This window comes from Streptomyces sp. bgisy130 (genome assembly GCF_057708345.1).
On sequence record NZ_JBYISA010000009.1, the window covers coordinates 236,233 to 253,183 of the forward strand.

The window sequence follows — 16,951 nt, forward strand, 5'->3', positions numbered from 1 at the left end:
GCGTTCCGCCGGACGGCCGATCCGCCGAACGGCGCCGAGGGCTGGTGGCACCCCCGCCGCGCCGATAGGTTCAGCCCGACCTTTGCTATCCCAAGGGGAGGGTGCATGCGCAAGGCCACCAGATGGCTGCTGTCGCTCGCGGTGCTCATAGGCACGGCGGGAGCCGGCAGTGCTTCGGCAGGAGCGGCCACCGCCGCCGAGCCGAAGACCGAGGACATCAAGGACCGGATCCTGGCGATTCCGGGGATGAGCCTCATCGAGGAAAAGCCGGTCGACGGCTACCGCTACTTCGTTTTGAATTACACCCAGCCGGTTGACCACCGGCACCCCTCGAAGGGGACCTTCCAGCAGCGACTGACCCTGCTGCACAAGTCGGTGGACCGGCCGACGGTGTTCTTCACCTCCGGGTACAACGTGAGCACCACGCCGTCCCGCAGCGAACCCACCAAGATCATCGACGGCAATCAAGTCTCGATGGAATACCGGTACTTCACCCCGTCGCGGCCCACGCCCACCGACTGGAAGAAGCTGGACATCCGGCAGGCCGCCAACGACCAGCACCGTATCTTCCGGGCGCTGCACCGTATCTACGGCAAGAACTGGATCGACACCGGCGGCAGCAAGGGCGGTATGACCGCCACGTACTACCGCCGCTTCTTCCCGCACGACATGAACGGCACCGTCGCCTATGTCGCGCCCAATGACGTACGCAACGACGAGGACTCCGCGTACGACCGCTTCTTCCGCACCGTCGGCACCGAGAAGTGCCGCACCGCCCTCACCGCCATCGAGCGGGAGGCCCTGATCCGCCGCGGGGAGATGGTCAAGCGCTTCCAGAAGTGGGCCGACAAGGAGAAGCAGACCTTCACCAAGGTCGGCAACGCGGACCGGGCCTACGAAGTCATGGTCACGGACCTGGTGTTCGGGTTCTGGCAGTACCAGCCGGCCGAGACCGCCTGCGCCGAGGTGCCCAAGCCCACCGTCTCCACCGACGAGTTGTGGAAGTGGATGGACACGGTCGGCGGCTTCGACAGCTACACCGACCAGGGCATGGAGCCGTACACGCCGTACTACTACCAGGCGGGCACCCAGCTCGGAGAGCCCGGCTACGGCTACCCGCAGCTGTCCGGTCTGCTGAAGTACCCCGGCATCAACAACTCCCGGTCGTTCGTGCCGAAGGACATCCCGATGCGCTTCGACCGGCGCGCCATGCCCGACGTCGACCGCTGGGTGCGCCACCACGCACAGCGGATGATGTTCGTCAACGGTGAGTACGACCCGTGGAGTTCGGAGCACTTCGAGGTCGGCAAGGGCGCCCGGGACTCCTATGTCTTCACCGTGCCCGGCGGCAACCACGGCTCGAACATCGCGAAGCTGAAGGAGGCCGACCGCACCAAGGCCACCGCCGAGCTTCTCGACTGGGCCGGTGTCCAGGCCCCGGCCGGCAAGCCCACCCCGCTGGCCCCGGACAACAAGAAGCTGGACAAGCAGGAGATCCGGCGGATGCCGCTGCTGCGGCCCTGAGTCCGCCACCCACCGCGGGCCGCGGCGTCCCGCGGCCGCGGTGCGGTGACGGACCGAACGGCGCGCTCCCCGAGGGACCGGGGGAGCGCGCCGGGTCCGGGCGGCTCAGTAGGTCAGCCCGTGGCCGATCTGGTAGAGCGCCCGGGTCGGGGCGTCGGCGCGCATTATGGGGACGGGCAGCCGGCCCGCCGGACTCCGCCGCCCGGCGATCACCCGGGCCGCCGCCCGCAGCTCCACATCGGTCCAGGAATAGCTGGCCAGGGCCGCCGTGACCCCGCTCAACTGGGCGATGTCATACGGGTTGCGGACCGCCAGCTGCACCACCGGCTTACCCGTGGCGAGCAGCGCCTCGACCAGCTTCCGCTGGCCGGAGGACGCGGTCACGTTGTAGGTGGCCACCACCACCGCGTCCCGCTCGCGGAGCGCCGCCACCGCCTCGTCGATCCGCTGCTGGTTCGGCGTCTGGCCCGTGGACAGGGCGGTGGCCGTGAAGCCCAGCTCGGTGAGCGCCCGCGCCAGCACCGTGGTGGGCGGACCGCCGGTCCCGGACGGCGCGGCCGCGTCGACGCCGGCCACCAGCACCCGGCGCTCCCGGAGCCGGGACAGCGGCAGGATGCCGGTGTCGTTGCGCAGCAGCGTGGTGGTGCGGTCCGCGATCCGGTCGGCGGTGGTGAGGTGGGCGCGGGTGCCCACCACCCGGTCGACGGCCCGGTGGGTGGTGTACGGGTCCTTGAAGAGTCCGCGCTTCTCCTTGAGCAGCAGAATGCGCAGCAGCTTCGCGTCGAGGTCCCGCTCGGCCAGCTCACCCTCCTTGAGCGCGGTGAGCACGGCACCGTGCGCGACGGCCAGGTCCGGCGGGTTCAGCAGCTGGTCGACCCCGGCCTTGAGGGCCAGCACCGGTACCCGGGCGTCGCCGTACTTCACCCGTACGCCCTCCATCCCGAGGGAGTCGGTCACCACCACACCGTTGTAGCCGAGGCGTTCACGCAGGATGCCGGTGAGGATCGGGCGGGAGAGGGTGGCCGGGTCCTCGCTCGGGTCGAAGGCGGGCACCACGATATGCGCCGTCATGATCGAATCGATACCGGCGGCGATCGCGGCCTGGAAGGGCGGCGCGTCCAGCCGCTCCCACTCCTCGGCACTGTGGTGGATGTACGGCAGCCCGACATGGCTGTCGGTGTCGGTGTCGCCGTGCCCGGGGAAGTGCTTGGCACAGGAGGCGATCCCGGCGCCCTGATAGCCCTTCACCTCGGCGGCGACCATACGGGCCACGGCCTGCGGGTCCGCGCCGAAGGAGCGCACACCGATGACCGGGTTGGCGGGGTTGACATTGACATCGGCGTCCGGCGCGTAGTCCTGCCGGATGCCCAGGGCGAACAGCTCCTCGCCGGCGATCCGGGCCGCCGTACGGGCATCGTCGCGGGAGCCGCCCGCGCCCAGCGCCATCGCCCCGGGGAACAGCGTCGCGGGCGCACCGACGCGGGCCACTATGCCGTGCTCCTGGTCGGTGGAGATCAGCACCGGCACGGGGACGCGCTGGGCGGCGGCGGCCTGCTGGATGCCGTTGGAGAGATCGGCGATCTGGTGCGGCTCACGGGTGTTGTGCGCCCAGCCGAAGTAGATGATGCCGCCGACGTGGTACTTGGCGATCAGCTCGGCGGCGTTGGCGACGCCGATCTCCTTCTGGTTCGCGGCGGCATCGGCCGGGTCGGGGTCGGTGGCGGAGTGCCCGTAGACCCGCATGACGAAGAGCTGGCCGACCTTTTCCTCCGGAGTCATACGGGAGATGAGGCGGCGCAGCCGGGCCCGGGTGGCGGCGGACGGGGCCGGGGACGGGGCCGGGACGGCGGGCCGGTGTCCGATGCCGGGGGCCGTGCCGTGCGCGGGGCCGGCACCCGCGCCCGTGGCAGCGGCGGCCGCGGCGGCCGCGGTGGTCAGGACGGTACGTCTGGAGTGCATCTGCGCTCCTTCCGGAGGGCTTCCTCGGCTCATTGAAGGAAACTTCCAAGGAGACACGGATAGCCGGAAAACTATTGTCGGTCAATGACGCGATCCGTGGTGGCGCCCAGCTATTGCGCGGCGGCGGGGGATGTGTGATGGGGCGTCGGGGTGCGGGGCCGTGGCGGGGCGCGACCGGAGGAGGTGGGGGGCGTGCGGGGTGGAGCGGCCAGGGCGCGGGGCCGGGTGGGCGACGGCGAAGGCGCTGGGCGGCGGCGTGCGGGTAGGCCGACGAAGACGCGGGGCAGGCGGGCGACGGCGTGCGGCCGGCCGGCCGGTCCGGATCCGCCGCCGCCCGCCACACCCCGACTCAGGAAGCCGCGGGCCCGTCTTCCAGGAGCCGCTGGAGATGGGCGCGGCCCGGGGCCAGCAGGGCGGGGAAGTCGGCCGCCCCGGGGTACCAGCGCTTCTCGTACTCCCAGCACAGCCAGCCGCCCGCGCCCTGGTCATAGGTGCCCTCGGGGGCCGGTACCGGGCCGTGGGCACCGGCGGGGGGCCGGCCCAGGGTGTCCAGGGCGGCGGCCAGCGGCACGGCGCCGACACCGAGCGGGACCGGTGTGCGGTCCTCGGCCGAGGCGACGTCCTTGACCTGGACATAGCCCAGATGCGGGGCGAGCGCGGCATGGGTGTCGGCCGGCTCCTCGCCACCGAGCCAGCTGTGCAGCACATCCCAGAGCGCCCCGATCTGACGGTGGCCCACGGGGCCCAGCACCCGGGCGGCATCCGCGCCCGTACGGTGCGAGTCATGGGTCTCCAGGAGCACCCGGACGCCGCGTTCGGCCGCGAGCGGGGCCACCGCGGCGAGCCGGCGGGCGGCATCCGCGTCCGCCTCGTCCGCCGGGCGCTCCCCGCCGCCGGGGAAGACCCGGACATACGGCGCCCCCAGATCGGCGGCGAGCCACACCAGCTCGCTCAGCTCCTGCGCCAGCTCCTCCTCGCCCGCCGCGTCCCGGGCCGCGGCCACCCGGGCGTAACCGGCGACGGCCAGGATCTCGACCCCGGCGTCCGCGAACTGCTCGCGCACCGCGGCCCGTTCCCGCATCCCGATCAGCGGATGCACCGGTTCCTCCGGATGGGCCCGCAGCTCCACGCCCTGATATCCGGTGTCGGTGGCCAGCCGCAGCACGTCGGCCACCGGCATGCCGGGCACACCGAGAGTGGAGAAAGCGAAGCGCATCGCGGGGGCGGTACCGGGTGCGTTGCCGGTGCTGACCATGCCTGGCTCCTCCTCGTGGTTCACACCATCGTCGTCCGTCCCTTCCACCCTGCCCGCAATGCCCGGCGCATCACAGGACCAGCCGCCAGTCCTGGCCGACCAGGTCCTGCCCGAAGCTGTGGTGCGCCGACTCGGCGACCAGCTCGAACCCGGCCCGCTGATAGATACGGCGGGCCGCGCCGAGGACGGAGTTGGTCCACAGCACCATCTCGCCGTATCCGGCCTCCCGGGCGAACTCCACGCAGGCATCGACGAGTTGATGCCCCACCCCGTGCCCGCGGGCGTCCGGCTCCACCAGCAGCAGCCGCAGCCGGGCCACCCCGGGCCGCTCGTCCCGTACACACATCACCGCGCCCGCCCGGCGCCCGTCCAGCTCCGCTATCCAGGTGCGGTCCCACCGCGGGTCGAAGCCCTCGGCGTACTCCGCGATGATCCGGGCCACCAGCGCCTCATAGCTCAGATCGAAGCCGTACTCGGCGGCGTAGAGGGCGGCGTTGCGCTCGACCATCCAGCCGAGGTCCCCGGGGCGCGCCGTGCGCAGCGTCACCTCGGCCGCCCGGCCCTGGGGCGGCGCTTCCGCACCCTCACCGAGCAGGGCACGGATGGTCCGCATCGAGTCCACCAGCCGGGCCCGGTCCTCGTCCGGGAGCCGCTCCAGCAGCGACCCGGCGGCGTCCTGCGAGCGCTCCTCCAGCAGGCCGGCCGCCTCCCGGCCGCCGTCGGTCAGCGTGATGCGCTGCCGGCGGGGATCCTGCTCGGACCTGCCGCGGGTGATCAGCTCGCGGTCCTCGAACTTGCCGAGCAGCCTGCTCAGATAGCCGGCGTCCAACGACAGCGAGGCCCGCAGATCCGCGGCGTCCACCCGCTCGTGGTGCGCGACCTCGTAGAGCACTCGGGCCTCGGTGAGGGTGAACGGGGTGTAGAGATGCCGCCCGTAGTCGAGGGCGCCGATCAGGTTCGTGTAGAAGCGGTTGAATCTGCGCAGCTCGCGGACCTCGGGCGCGGCCTCGCGCGCCGCGCCGGATGTCATGTCGGATGCCGTCCCGGTTGTCATCGTCGACCCCTCACCCTTGACTGAGTCAAGGATAAGCGAAGGAGGCCGCACCGCGCACGGCAATTTCGCACCCTGTTGATAACCCCGCCTGCGGGCTAGCGTCCTCGCGGGAGAGTACGTACCGCCAGACGCTCCCCACCCGCCGCGAGCGAGGGAGGCCGGGCCGTGCCACACACGACCGTACGCATCGCCATGAACGGCGTCACCGGACGCATGGGACACCGCCAGCATCTGGTCCGCTCCGTCCTGGCCCTGCGCGACCAGGGCGGCCTGGAGCTCGCCGACGGGACCCGGATCCGGCCCGAGCCCGTCCTCGTCGGCCGCTCCGCGCACAAACTGCGGGCGCTGGCCGACCGCCACGGCGTGGAGCACTGGAGCTGCGACCTCGACTCCGTACTGGGCGACGACACCATCGACGTCTACTTCGACGCCCAGATCACCGCCGCCCGCGAGGAAGCGGTGGGCAAGGCGATCGCCGCCGGAAAGCATCTGTACGTCGAGAAGCCCACCGCGGGCGGCCTCGCCGGCGCCCTGACGCTGGCCCGGCTGGCCCAGGAGGCGGGCGTCAAGAACGGTGTCGTCCAGGACAAGCTCTTCCTGCCCGGCCTCCGCAAACTCCGCCGCCTCGTCGAGAGCGGCTTCTTCGGCCGCATCCTGTCCGTACGGGGCGAGTTCGGCTACTGGGTCTTCGAAGGGGACACCCAGCCGGCGCAGCGCCCCTCCTGGAACTACCGCGCCGAGGAGGGCGGCGGCATCGCGGCCGATATGTTCCCGCACTGGGAGTACCTCCTGCACGAACTGTTCGGGCCGGTCAGAAGCGTCCAGGCGCACCTCACCACCCACATCCCGCGCCGCTGGGACGAGTCGGGCACCCCGTACGACGCCACCGCCGACGACGCCGCCTACGGCATCTTCGAACTGGCCGGCGGCATCGTCGCGCAGATCAACTCCTCCTGGGCGGTCCGGGTGCACCGCGACGAACTCGTGGAATTCCAGGTGGACGGCACCGAGGGCTCGGCCGTCGCCGGACTGCGCCACTGCCGCATCCAGCACCGCGCCGGCACCCCCAAGCCCGTCTGGAACCCCGACGTCCCGGCGCCCGAACCGTTCCGAGAGCAGTGGCAGGAGGTCCCCGACAACGCCGACTTCGACAACGGGTTCAAGGTCCAGTGGGAGCTGTTCCTCCGGCATGTCGTACGCGACGAGCCCTGGCGCTGGGACCTGGCGGCGGGCGCGCGCGGCGTCCAGCTCGCAGAACTGGCGCGGCGGTCCTCGGCGGAGGGACGCCGCCTGGACGTACCGGAGCTGAGCCGGTGAACGCCCCGGCGCTCCCCTCCCGTTCCGCGCCGGACCCCGTATCCCCGCCCCCTTCCGCGCCGCCCCCCTTGCGCTCCCGTACGGTCTTCGCCGCCGCCCATGTGGTCGCCGATCCACACGCCGACACCACCCCGGACGGCCCGGCCGCCGTCGACTGGGACACCACCCTCGCCTTCCGGCGCCACCTGTGGGCGCACGGCCTGGGCGTGGCCGAGGCGATGGACACCGCGCAGCGCGGCGCGGGCCTGGACTGGGGCGCCGCCGCCGAGCTGATCCGCCGCTCCGCCGCCGAGGCACGCGCGGTCGGCGGACTGCTCGCCTGCGGCGCCGGCACCGACCAACTCCCCGCCCACGGCGCCTCCTTGGCCGAGATCCGGGACGCGTACGAGGAACAGCTCGGCACCGTCGAGGCGGCCGGCGCCCGGCCCGTCCTGATGGCGTCCCGTCAGCTCGCCGCGGCCGCCACCGGCCCGGACGACTACCGCGAGCTCTACGGCCACCTGCTCCGCCAGACCACCCGGCCGGCCGTCCTGCACTGGCTCGGCCCGATGTTCGACCCGGCGCTGGCGGGCTACTGGGGCAGCGCGGAACCCGACGCCGCCACCGGGACGCTCCTCGCCATCGTCGCCGACCACCCCGGCAAGGTGGACGGCGTCAAGATCTCCCTGCTGGACCCCGCCCGGGAGGTACGGCTGCGCCGCCAACTGCCCCCGGACGTACGGTGCTACACCGGCGACGACTTCCACTACCCCGAGCTGATCGCGGGCGACACACACGGCTTCAGCGATGCCCTGCTGGGCGTCTTCGACCCGCTCGCCCCCCTGGCCGCGGCGGCCGTCCGCCGCCTCGACACCGGGGACACCGCGGGATTCCGGGCCGCCCTGGACCCCACCGTCACGCTCGCCCGGCACCTCTTCGCGGCACCCACCCGCCACTACAAGACCGGTGTGGTCCTGCTGGCCTGGCTGGCCGGTCACCAGCCGCACTTCACCATGATCGGCGGCCGCCAGTCGGCCCGTTCGCTGCCGCATCTGCGGCGCGCCCACCAACTGGCCGACGCCCTCGGCCTGTTCCCGGACCCGGAGCGCGCCGCCCACCGGATGCGCACCCTGCTCGCGGTGTACGGGGGAGACGGCGCATGAGCCACGGCACCCCGTCACTCCTCGACCGTCTCAGCCTCAACCAGGAGACCGTCCGCCAGTGGTCGCTGCCCCAACTGGCCGACGGCTGCGCACGCGCCGGCGTACGGGGCGTGGGCCTGTGGCGCGCACCCGTGCAGCAGTACGGAGTGGCCGCGGCCGCCCGGCTGATACGGGACGCCGGGCTGCGGGTCAGCAGCCTGTGCCGGGGCGGGTTCTTCACCGCCCTGGACCCGGGCGAGCGGGCCGCCGCCCTGGACGACAACCGGGCCGCCCTCGACGAGGCGGCCGCCCTCGGGACCGACGCCCTGGTCCTGGTCTCCGGCGGACTGCCGCCCGGCAGCCGGGACCTGGCCGGCGCCCGGGAGCGGATCGCGGACGCGCTGGGCGAGTTGGCCCCGTATGCCGCCGAGCGGGGCGTGCGCCTGGCGCTCGAACCGCTGCACCCGATGTACGCCGCGGACCGGTGCGTGGTCTCCACCCTCGCCCAGGCCCTGGACCTCGCCGAACGGTTCCCCGCCGACCGGGTCGGGGTGGTCGTGGACACCTACCACCTGTGGTGGGACGACACGGTCGGCACGCAGATCGGGCGCGCGGGCGGCACCGGCGGCGCGGCCGGTTCCCGGATCGCCGCCTTCCAGCTCGCCGACTGGGTCACCCCGCTGCCCGAAGGCGTCCTGCTGGGGCGCGGGCAGCTCGGGGACGGCTCGGTGGATCTGCGGTGGTTCCGGGAGCGGGTCGAGACGGCCGGCTACCGGGGGCCGGTCGAGGTGGAGATCTTCAACCCGGCGCTGTGGGCCCGGGATGGCGCCGAGGTCCTGGCCGAGGTCGTGCGGCGCTTCCGGACGCACGTCGGCTGACCGCCGGACGATCGCCGGACGACCGCCGGACGACCGGGGGAGCCGCCCCTCTACCGCCCGGGAAATAACTCCGCGGAAGTGTGCAACCGTTGGCCGCCCGTAAAGGTCATAGCTGACGTTGGTCCCGAAAAGGGGAGGGATCCGGGGGGATCCGGGGCCGGCATGGAGGGGGAATCGAGGGGCCCGACCATCGGACGGGCCCCTCGATGGGAAGCCGGCGTTCCGGCCCGGCGCGCCGCCGGACCCGCGCGGTGTCAGACCCCGGCGGTACGGTCGGTGCATGGTCAACACAGCCGTGATCGAAGGGGTCCTGGAGCGGATCACCTACGCCAATGAGGAGAACGGCTACACGGTCGCGCGGGTCGACACCGGCCGCGGCTCCGGCGATCTGCTGACCGTCGTCGGCGCACTGCTCGGCGCGCAGCCCGGCGAGTCGCTGCGCATGGAGGGCCGCTGGGGCTCCCACCCGCAATATGGCAAGCAGTTCACGGTCGAGAACTACACCACCGTCCTGCCCGCCACGATCCAGGGCATCCGCCGCTATCTGGGCTCCGGCCTCATCAAGGGCATCGGCCCGCGGATCGCGGACCGTATCGTCGAGCACTTCGGCACGGACACCCTCGACATCATCGAGCGCGAGCCCGGCCGCCTCGTCGAGGTACCGGGCCTGGGCCCCAAGCGGACGAAGCTGATCGGCGCGGCGTGGGAGGAGCAGAAGGCCATCAAGGAGGTCATGGTCTTCCTCCAGGGCGTCGGCGTGTCCACCTCCATCGCGGTGCGGATCTACAAGAAATACGGCGACGCCGCCATCTCCGTCACCCGCAACGAGCCCTACCGCCTGGCCGCCGACGTCTGGGGCATCGGCTTCCTGACCGCCGACCGCATCGCGCAGTCCGTGGGCATTCCGCACGACAGCCCGGACCGGGTCAAGGCGGGCCTCCAGTACGCCCTGTCGCAGTCCACCGACCAGGGCCACTGCTTCCTCCCCGAGGAGCAACTGATCGCCGACGCGGTGAAGTTGCTCCAGGTGGACACCGGCCTGGTCATCGACTGCCTGGGCGAGCTGGCCGCCGACCCGGAGGGCGTGGTCCGCGAGCAGGTACCGGGCGGTGCGGACGGCGCGCCGCCGGTCACCGCCGTCTATCTGGTGCCGTTCCACCGCGCCGAGATCTCCCTGGCCGGCCGGCTGACCCGGCTGCTGCGCACGGACGAGGACCGGATGCCGGCCTTCCGGGACGTCGACTGGGACAAGGCGCTGGCGTGGCTGGCCCGGCGTACGGGCGCCGAGCTCGCCCCCGAGCAGCAGCAGGCGGTGCGGCTGGCGCTGACGCAGAAGGTCGCGGTGCTCACCGGCGGCCCCGGCTGCGGCAAGTCCTTCACGGTCCGCTCCGTCGTCGAGCTGGCCCGCGCCAAGAAGGCCACGGTCGTGCTGGCGGCGCCCACGGGCCGGGCGGCCAAGCGGCTCTCGGAGCTGACCGGGGCGGAGGCCTCCACGGTCCACCGCCTCCTGGAGCTCAAGCCGGGCGGGGACGCCGCCTACGACGCGGACCGGCCGCTGGACGCCGATCTGGTGGTCGTCGACGAGGCCTCGATGCTGGATCTGCTGCTCGCCAACAAGCTGGTCAAGGCGGTGCCGCCGGGCGCCCATCTGCTGCTGGTCGGGGACGTCGACCAGCTCCCGTCGGTGGGCGCCGGAGAGGTGCTGCGCGATCTCCTCGACGGGTCCGGCCCGGTGCCGGCGGTCCGGCTGACCAGGATCTTCCGTCAGGCTCAGCAGTCCGGGGTGGTCACCAACGCCCACCGCATCAACTCCGGCACCCCGCCCCTGACGTCCGGAATGACGGACTTCTTCCTGTTCGCCGAGGAGGACGCCGAAGAGGCCGGGCGGCTCACGGTGGATGTCGTGGCCCGCCGCATCCCGGCGAAGTTCGGTCTCGACCCGCGCCGGGACGTCCAGGTGCTCACCCCGATGCACCGCGGCCCGGCCGGCGCCGGCGCGCTGAACGGTCTGCTCCAGCAGGCCGTCACCCCCGCCCGCCCCGACCTGCCCGAGCGCCGCTTCGGCGGCCGGGTCTTCCGTGTCGGCGACAAGGTCACTCAGATCAGGAACAATTATGAAAAGGGCCGCAACGGCGTCTTCAACGGCACGGTCGGGGTGGTCACCGCACTGGACTCCGACGAGCAGCGGCTGACCGTGCGCACCGACGAGGACGAGGAGGTTCCCTACGACTTCGACGAACTCGATGAACTCGCCCATGCCTATGCCGTGACGATCCATCGCTCGCAGGGTAGTGAGTATCCAGCGGTGGTGATTCCGGTCACCACCAGTGCCTGGATGATGCTTCAGCGCAATCTGCTGTATACCGCCGTGACCCGGGCAAAGCGTTTGGTGGTGCTGGTCGGCTCCCGGAAAGCCCTGGGACAGGCCGTCCGCACGGTATCCGCCGGTCGGCGGTGTACGGCGCTCGATCACCGGCTCGCCGGTGCGATGTGATGTCACCCCTCTTTCCCATTCGGGGCGAAGAGGGGCAGGATGGGCGCTCAGGCGGCACTGAGTGCCGCAGACAGGCCCTATGGCCGACCCCGAGTGCACATCCAAGGCCCAAATGGGGGAAGGTATAGGCAGTCAGGGCACCTCGAAGAAGAGGCACAACGTCGGTGAGGGATGACGTGAGCGACAACTCTGTAGTACTGCGTTACGGGGACGGCGAATACAGCTACCCGGTCGTCGACAGCACTGTTGGCGACAAGGGCTTCGATATCTCGAAGCTGCGCGCCCAGACCGGTCTGGTGACCCTGGATTCCGGTTACGGCAACACCGCGGCGTATAAATCCGCGATCACCTATCTCGACGGTGAGAACGGCATTCTTCGTTACCGCGGGTACCCGATCGAGCAGCTTGCAGAGCGCAGCACGTTCGTCGAGACCGCGTACCTCCTCATCAACGGCGAGCTGCCCACCGTCGATGAGCTGGCGAACTTCAAGCAGGACATCACCTACCACACCCTGCTGCACGAGGATGTCAAGCGCTTCTACGACGGCTTCCCCCGGGACGCCCACCCGATGGCGATGCTGTCGTCGGTCGTCAGCGCGCTGTCGACCTTCTACCAGGACAGCCACAACCCGTTCGACGAGCAGCAGCGGCACATCTCCACGATCCGGCTGCTGGCCAAGCTCCCGACGATCGCGGCGTACGCCTACAAGAAGTCGGTCGGCCACCCGGTCGTCTACCCGAGCAACGACCTCGGGTACGTCGAGAACTTCCTGCGGATGACCTTCTCGGTGCCCGCCGCGGACTACGACCTCGACCCGGTCGTGGTCAGCGCCCTGGACAAGCTGCTGATCCTGCACGCCGACCACGAGCAGAACTGCTCCACCTCCACGGTCCGCCTGGTCGGCTCCTCGCAGGCGAACCTCTTCGCCTCGATCTCGGCCGGTATCAGCGCCCTGTGGGGTCCCCTGCACGGTGGTGCCAACCAGTCCGTGCTGGAGATGCTGGAAGGCATCCAGCGCGACGGTGGCGACGTCGACTCCTTCATCCGCAAGGTGAAGAACAAGGAAGACGGCGTGAAGCTCATGGGCTTCGGGCACCGCGTCTACAAGAACTTCGACCCCCGCGCGAAGATCATCAAGGCGGCGGCGCACGATGTCCTCTCCGCGCTCGGCAAGTCCGACGAGCTGCTGGACATCGCCCTGAAGCTGGAGGAGCACGCGCTCTCCGACGACTACTTCGTCGAGCGCAAGCTCTACCCGAACGTGGACTTCTACACCGGTCTGATCTACCGGGCGATGGGCTTCCCCACCGAGATGTTCACCGTGCTCTTCGCGCTCGGCCGGCTGCCCGGCTGGATCGCCCAGTGGCACGAGATGATCAAGGAGCCCGGCTCCCGCATCGGCCGCCCGCGGCAGATCTACACCGGCGCCGTCGAGCGCGACTTCGTGCCGGTCGAGCAGCGCTGACCGCTGCCCTCCGAGGCAGCCCGCAGGCATAAAGAAGCGCCCCGCCTCCGGATCCCCCCACGGGTCCAGAGTGCGGGGCGCTTCCCGTGTCCCGGTTGGATTCCCCCCACGGGATCCGTCCGGGCGTTCCGGGTTGCACCGCGATCTGCCGGGACGCGCACGTTCGGGAGGGCCGCTCAAAGCTCCCCGGGCACGTCGCCCCGGCCACGCGTAGCCGGGCACGATCCCCCAAGACCAGCACGGCTGTTGCAGTGCAAGCCCCGCCGGGGTGCCTGCACTGCCCGGTTAGACTCACGACCCCCCTCAATGGTTACGTTCCCATGAGTGTGATCTGGGTCTCTTGCCATATGGGGGCGAATGCGGTCAAGGGATCCCATCTGGAGATCGAGGCCCTGCGGTATGGGTGTTGTGTCAGTTGTAAGGGCTATGTGAAATTTCGTAGCCGCAGACTGTTCATGACCACGAAGACCGACGAGAAGGCCATCGCCGCACCCGCGATCATCGGGTTGAGCAGTCCGGCCGCGGCCAGCGGCAGCGCCGCGACGTTGTAGCCGAACGCCCAGAACAGATTCCCCTTGATCGTGCCGAGCGTGGCCCGCGCCAGCCGGACGGCATCCGCCGCCACCCGCAGATCACCCCGCACGAGCGTGAGATCACCGGCCTCGATCGCGGCATCCGTGCCGGTCCCCATCGCCAGCCCCAGATCCGCGGTGGCCAGCGCGGCCGCGTCATTGACCCCGTCACCGACCATCGCGACCGTACGGCCCCGGGCCCGCAGCCGCTCCACCACCGCCACCTTGCCCTCGGGCAGCACCCCGGCGATCACCTCGTCGATCCCGACCTCGGCAGCCACCGCCGCCGCGACGGCCTCGTGGTCACCGGTCAGCAGCACCGGGGTCATCCCCAGCCGGCGCAGCTCCCGCACCGCCGCCGCGCTGCCCGGCTTCACCGCGTCGGCGACCGTCAGCACCCCGCGCGCCCGGCCGTCCCAGGCCACCACCACGGCCGTCCGGCCCGCGGCCGCGGCGGCCGCCAGCGCCTCCCGCAGCTCCGGCGGCAGCACGGCCCCGGCCTCCTCGGCCAGCCGCGCCCGCCCCGCCAGCACCCGGTGGCCGCCGACCGTCCCGCGCACCCCCAGCCCCGGCACATTCCCGAAATCCGCCACCGCCGGCAGCGCGCCCACCCGGCGGGCCGCACCCTCGGCCAGGGCGCGGGCCACCGGATGCTCCGAGGCGTCCTCCAGCGCCCCCGCCAGCCGCAGCAGCTCGTCCTCCGCGACGCCCGGGGCCGCCACGACCTCCTGGAGCCGCATCCGGCCGCTGGTGACCGTGCCGGTCTTGTCCAGCAGCACGGTGTCCACCCGGCGGGTCGACTCCAGCACCTCCGGACCCTTGATCAGGATGCCGAGCTGGGCGCCGCGCCCGGTGCCGACCATCAGCGCGGTCGGCGTGGCCAGCCCCAGCGCGCACGGGCAGGCGATGATCAGGACCGCCACCGCGGCGGTGAACGACGCGGTCACCTCCCCGGTCGCCAGCAGCCAGCCCGCCAGGGTGCCGGCCGCGATCAGCAGCACCACCGGAACGAAGACCGCGGAGACCCGGTCGGCCAGCCGCTGCACCGCGGCCTTCCCGTTCTGGGCGTCCTCCACCAGCCGCGCCATACGGGCCAGCCGGGTGTCCGCGCCGACCGAAGTGGCCTCGATCTCCAGCCGCCCCGACGCGTTCACCGTCCCACCCGTGACACCGTCACCCGGCGCGACCTCCACCGGGACGGACTCCCCGGTCAGCATCGACGTATCCACCGCGGCCGCGCCCGCCACCACCCGCCCGTCCGTGGCGATCTTCTCCCCGGGCCGGACCACGAAACGGTCGCCGACCGCCAGCTCCGCCACCGGAATCTGCACCTCACGCCCGTCCCGGAGGACGGCCACGTCCTTGGCGCCCAGCTCCAGCAGTGCCCGCAGCGCCGCGCCCGCCCGCCGCTTCGAGCGGGCCTCCAGATACCGCCCGAGCAGCAGAAACGCCGTCACCCCGGCTGCCGCCTCCAGATAGATCTGGGTCCCGGCGTCCGTACGGGACACGGTCAGATCGAAGCCGTGCCGCATCCCCGGCATCCCCGCGTCGCCGAAGAACAGCGCCCACACCGACCAGCCGAACGCGGCCAGTGTGCCGAGCGAGACCAGGGTGTCCATGGTGGCGGCGCCGTGCCGCAGATTCGTCCAGGCGGCCCGGTGGAACGGCAGGCCGCCCCAGACGACCACCGGCGCGGCGAGGACCAGCGAAAGCCACTGCCAGTAGGGGAACTGGAGCGCGGGCACCATGGCCAGCACGATCACGGGCACGGCCAGTACAGCGGAGACCGTCAGCCGCTGCCGCAGGGGGCGCAGATCCGCCCGCTGATCCGTGTAGAGGTCCGCGCCGCCGGCCAGCGCCACATCGGCCGACCCGGGGGGCTCCGGCGGCGGTGCCGGGGGCCGCGCCGTGTAGCCGGTCCGCTCGACGGTGGCGATCAGATCCCCGACCGAGACCCCGGCCCCGTAGGAGACCTGCGCCTTCTCGGTCGCGTAATTGACCGTGGCCACCACGCCGGCCATGCGGTTGAGCTTCTTCTCGACCCGCGCGGCGCACGAGGCGCAGGTCATCCCGCCGATGGCGAGCTCGACCCGCGCCTCCGCGGTGGACCCGGACATGGGATCAGGCCGCCTGCCCCACGAGCTCGTAGCCGGCCTCGTCGACGGCCGCCCGGACGGCCGCCTCGTCCAGCGGGGCCTTCGACGTGACCGTCACCAGGCCGGTGGCCGCGACCGCCTGCACTGCACTGACCCCGGCGATCTCGCCGATCTCCGCCGACACCGCACCCTCGCAGTGGCCGCAGGTCATGCCGGTGACGCGGTAGGTGGTGGTCACCGCCCCGACCTCGACGTCGGTGCCGCCGGAGTGGCAGGAGCCTTCCGGGGTGCAGCAGGAGCTGTTCTCAGCCATGGGGACTCTCCTTGTGGTGCTGATGCGTTCCATGTGGTGCAAGTGTCGGAGTGCCGAAGCGTGCCACGCGAGACCCCGGCAACCGCCTCTGCCCCCGACCTTAAGCACACTATACCCCTAGGGGGTATCAATCCAGGCCGTCGGCGCACCCCGTGCTCGAACGGGTCCCCCTCCGCGTTGCCGCGCGCCCCACCACGCGTCAGCCTTGGGATACGGGCTCGGGGCGGATCCGAGGAGGCGGCCGGATGGACGTACTGGCCCTCTACGGCCTGCTGGTGCTCACCACACTGCCGCCGCTGGTCCCCAACTCCGCCCTGCTGGTCTCCGCCGGCGTGCTCGCCTCCCGCGGCGAACTCTTCCTGCCGCTGATCCTGCTGATCGTCGCCGGCAGCGCCCTGCTCGGAGACCTGCTGATGTACCTCGCCGCGCGGCGGTTCGGCGGACCCGTACGGGCCTGGATGCGCCGCAAACCCCGCCGCCGGGCACTACTGGACTGGACCTCCGGCCGCATCCAGCGCTACGGCCTGCCGTTCGTGATCGCCGTACGGTTCCTGCCCAGCGGGCGGATCGCCGGCGCGCTGGCCTCCGGCGTGCTGCGCTACCCGCTCCGCAAATACGCCCTCGGCGCCGGCATCGCCGAAGCCACCTGGGCCACCTACTCCGTCGGCCTCGGCTACCTCGGCAGCGCCACCACCGGCCGCCCGCTCTACGCCGCCGCCATCGGCTTCGGCGTCTCCTGCGCGGTCGCCGCGGTCGGCGCCGCCATCCAATGGGCCGCCCGCCGCCGCACCCTGCGCGACCCCTCGGAAGGCGCCGGCGAAGGCGAGGGCGGCGGCCCCCACAACGGCGGCGAGGAACCCGGCGGCCGGGCATCCTCCGTGGCCGCCACCTGACGGGCCCAC

The 16,951-nt window shown here is 71.9% G+C and carries 12 protein-coding genes; 7 read left to right on the forward strand and 5 right to left on the reverse strand.

Going from position 1 to position 16,951, the window contains the following annotated elements:
- Nucleotides 1-105: 105 nt before the first annotated feature.
- Nucleotides 106-1,524 carry a S28 family serine protease gene (locus tag AC3EUV_RS15540; RefSeq protein WP_432140760.1) on the forward strand — a complete coding sequence of 473 codons (1,419 nt, stop codon included), beginning with the start codon at nt 106-108 and terminating at the stop codon, nt 1,522-1,524.
- A gap of 105 nt (nt 1,525-1,629) precedes the next feature.
- Here AC3EUV_RS15540 and AC3EUV_RS15545 read toward each other — a convergent pair whose 3' ends face one another.
- From AC3EUV_RS15545 to AC3EUV_RS15555, 3 genes are all read right to left on the reverse strand, one after another.
- Nucleotides 1,630-3,483: a glycoside hydrolase family 3 protein gene (locus tag AC3EUV_RS15545; RefSeq protein WP_435603151.1), complete on the reverse strand. Its 1,854-nt coding sequence runs from the start codon at nt 3,481-3,483 to the stop codon at nt 1,630-1,632.
- 349 nt (nt 3,484-3,832) lie between these two features.
- A complete protein-coding gene (locus AC3EUV_RS15550) occupies nt 3,833-4,738 on the reverse strand; it encodes a sugar phosphate isomerase/epimerase family protein (protein WP_435603152.1) in 906 nt (301 codons plus the stop codon).
- A 70-nt stretch (nt 4,739-4,808) separates the two neighbouring features.
- Nucleotides 4,809-5,792: a bifunctional helix-turn-helix transcriptional regulator/GNAT family N-acetyltransferase gene (locus AC3EUV_RS15555; protein ID WP_435603153.1), complete on the reverse strand. Its 984-nt coding sequence runs from the start codon at nt 5,790-5,792 to the stop codon at nt 4,809-4,811.
- A 165-nt stretch (nt 5,793-5,957) separates the two neighbouring features.
- Here AC3EUV_RS15555 and AC3EUV_RS15560 point away from each other — a divergent pair, with 165 nt between their 5' ends.
- The 5 genes from AC3EUV_RS15560 to AC3EUV_RS15580 all read left to right on the forward strand — a co-directional run bounded on the left by AC3EUV_RS15560 (nt 5,958) and on the right by AC3EUV_RS15580 (nt 13,068).
- On the forward strand, nt 5,958-7,109 hold the full coding sequence (locus tag AC3EUV_RS15560; RefSeq protein WP_432140756.1) for a Gfo/Idh/MocA family protein: 1,152 nt from the start codon (nt 5,958-5,960) through the stop codon (nt 7,107-7,109).
- Nucleotides 7,110-7,177: 68 nt separating this feature from the next.
- A complete protein-coding gene (locus tag AC3EUV_RS15565) occupies nt 7,178-8,251 on the forward strand; it encodes a dihydrodipicolinate synthase family protein (RefSeq protein WP_432140949.1) in 1,074 nt (357 codons plus the stop codon).
- On the forward strand, nt 8,248-9,108 hold the full coding sequence (locus AC3EUV_RS15570; RefSeq protein WP_435603154.1) for a sugar phosphate isomerase/epimerase family protein: 861 nt from the start codon (nt 8,248-8,250) through the stop codon (nt 9,106-9,108). Before AC3EUV_RS15565 ends, AC3EUV_RS15570 begins: the two co-directional genes overlap by 4 nt.
- Before the next feature lie 280 nt (nt 9,109-9,388).
- Nucleotides 9,389-11,602, forward strand: a complete 2,214-nt coding sequence (gene recD2, locus AC3EUV_RS15575) for an SF1B family DNA helicase RecD2 (protein ID WP_432140754.1) — start codon at nt 9,389-9,391, stop codon at nt 11,600-11,602.
- A gap of 176 nt (nt 11,603-11,778) precedes the next feature.
- Nucleotides 11,779-13,068, forward strand: a complete 1,290-nt coding sequence (locus tag AC3EUV_RS15580) for a citrate synthase (RefSeq protein WP_432140753.1) — start codon at nt 11,779-11,781, stop codon at nt 13,066-13,068.
- A gap of 424 nt (nt 13,069-13,492) precedes the next feature.
- On the opposite strand, the gene AC3EUV_RS15585 is transcribed toward AC3EUV_RS15580, so the two are convergent.
- Nucleotides 13,493-15,757, reverse strand: a complete 2,265-nt coding sequence (locus tag AC3EUV_RS15585; RefSeq protein ID WP_435603155.1) for a heavy metal translocating P-type ATPase — start codon at nt 15,755-15,757, stop codon at nt 13,493-13,495.
- 4 nt (nt 15,758-15,761) lie between these two features.
- Nucleotides 15,762-16,049: a heavy-metal-associated domain-containing protein gene (locus AC3EUV_RS15590; protein WP_432140751.1), complete on the reverse strand. Its 288-nt coding sequence runs from the start codon at nt 16,047-16,049 to the stop codon at nt 15,762-15,764.
- A gap of 245 nt (nt 16,050-16,294) precedes the next feature.
- Here AC3EUV_RS15590 and AC3EUV_RS15595 point away from each other — a divergent pair, with 245 nt between their 5' ends.
- Nucleotides 16,295-16,942, forward strand: coding sequence for a DedA family protein (locus AC3EUV_RS15595; RefSeq protein WP_432140750.1), 648 nt, complete (start codon nt 16,295-16,297; stop codon nt 16,940-16,942).
- Nucleotides 16,943-16,951 lie beyond the last annotated feature (9 nt).

What these genes read in the sequence shown, in the direction of transcription:
- AC3EUV_RS15590 (WP_432140751.1), bottom strand. Translation starts at nt 16,049, where the DNA reads ATGGCTGAGAACAGCTCCTGCTGCACCCCGGAAGGCTCCTGCCACTCC.
- AC3EUV_RS15585 (WP_435603155.1), bottom strand. Translation starts at nt 15,757, where the DNA reads ATGTCCGGGTCCACCGCGGAGGCGCGGGTCGAGCTCGCCATCGGCGGG.
- AC3EUV_RS15555 (WP_435603153.1), bottom strand. Translation starts at nt 5,792, where the DNA reads ATGACAACCGGGACGGCATCCGACATGACATCCGGCGCGGCGCGCGAG.
- AC3EUV_RS15550 (WP_435603152.1), bottom strand. Translation starts at nt 4,738, where the DNA reads ATGGTCAGCACCGGCAACGCACCCGGTACCGCCCCCGCGATGCGCTTC.
- AC3EUV_RS15540 (WP_432140760.1), top strand. Translation starts at nt 106, where the DNA reads ATGCGCAAGGCCACCAGATGGCTGCTGTCGCTCGCGGTGCTCATAGGC.
- AC3EUV_RS15570 (WP_435603154.1), top strand. Translation starts at nt 8,248, where the DNA reads ATGAGCCACGGCACCCCGTCACTCCTCGACCGTCTCAGCCTCAACCAG.
- recD2 (WP_432140754.1), top strand. Translation starts at nt 9,389, where the DNA reads ATGGTCAACACAGCCGTGATCGAAGGGGTCCTGGAGCGGATCACCTAC.
- AC3EUV_RS15595 (WP_432140750.1), top strand. Translation starts at nt 16,295, where the DNA reads ATGGACGTACTGGCCCTCTACGGCCTGCTGGTGCTCACCACACTGCCG.
- AC3EUV_RS15545 (WP_435603151.1), bottom strand. Translation starts at nt 3,483, where the DNA reads ATGCACTCCAGACGTACCGTCCTGACCACCGCGGCCGCCGCGGCCGCC.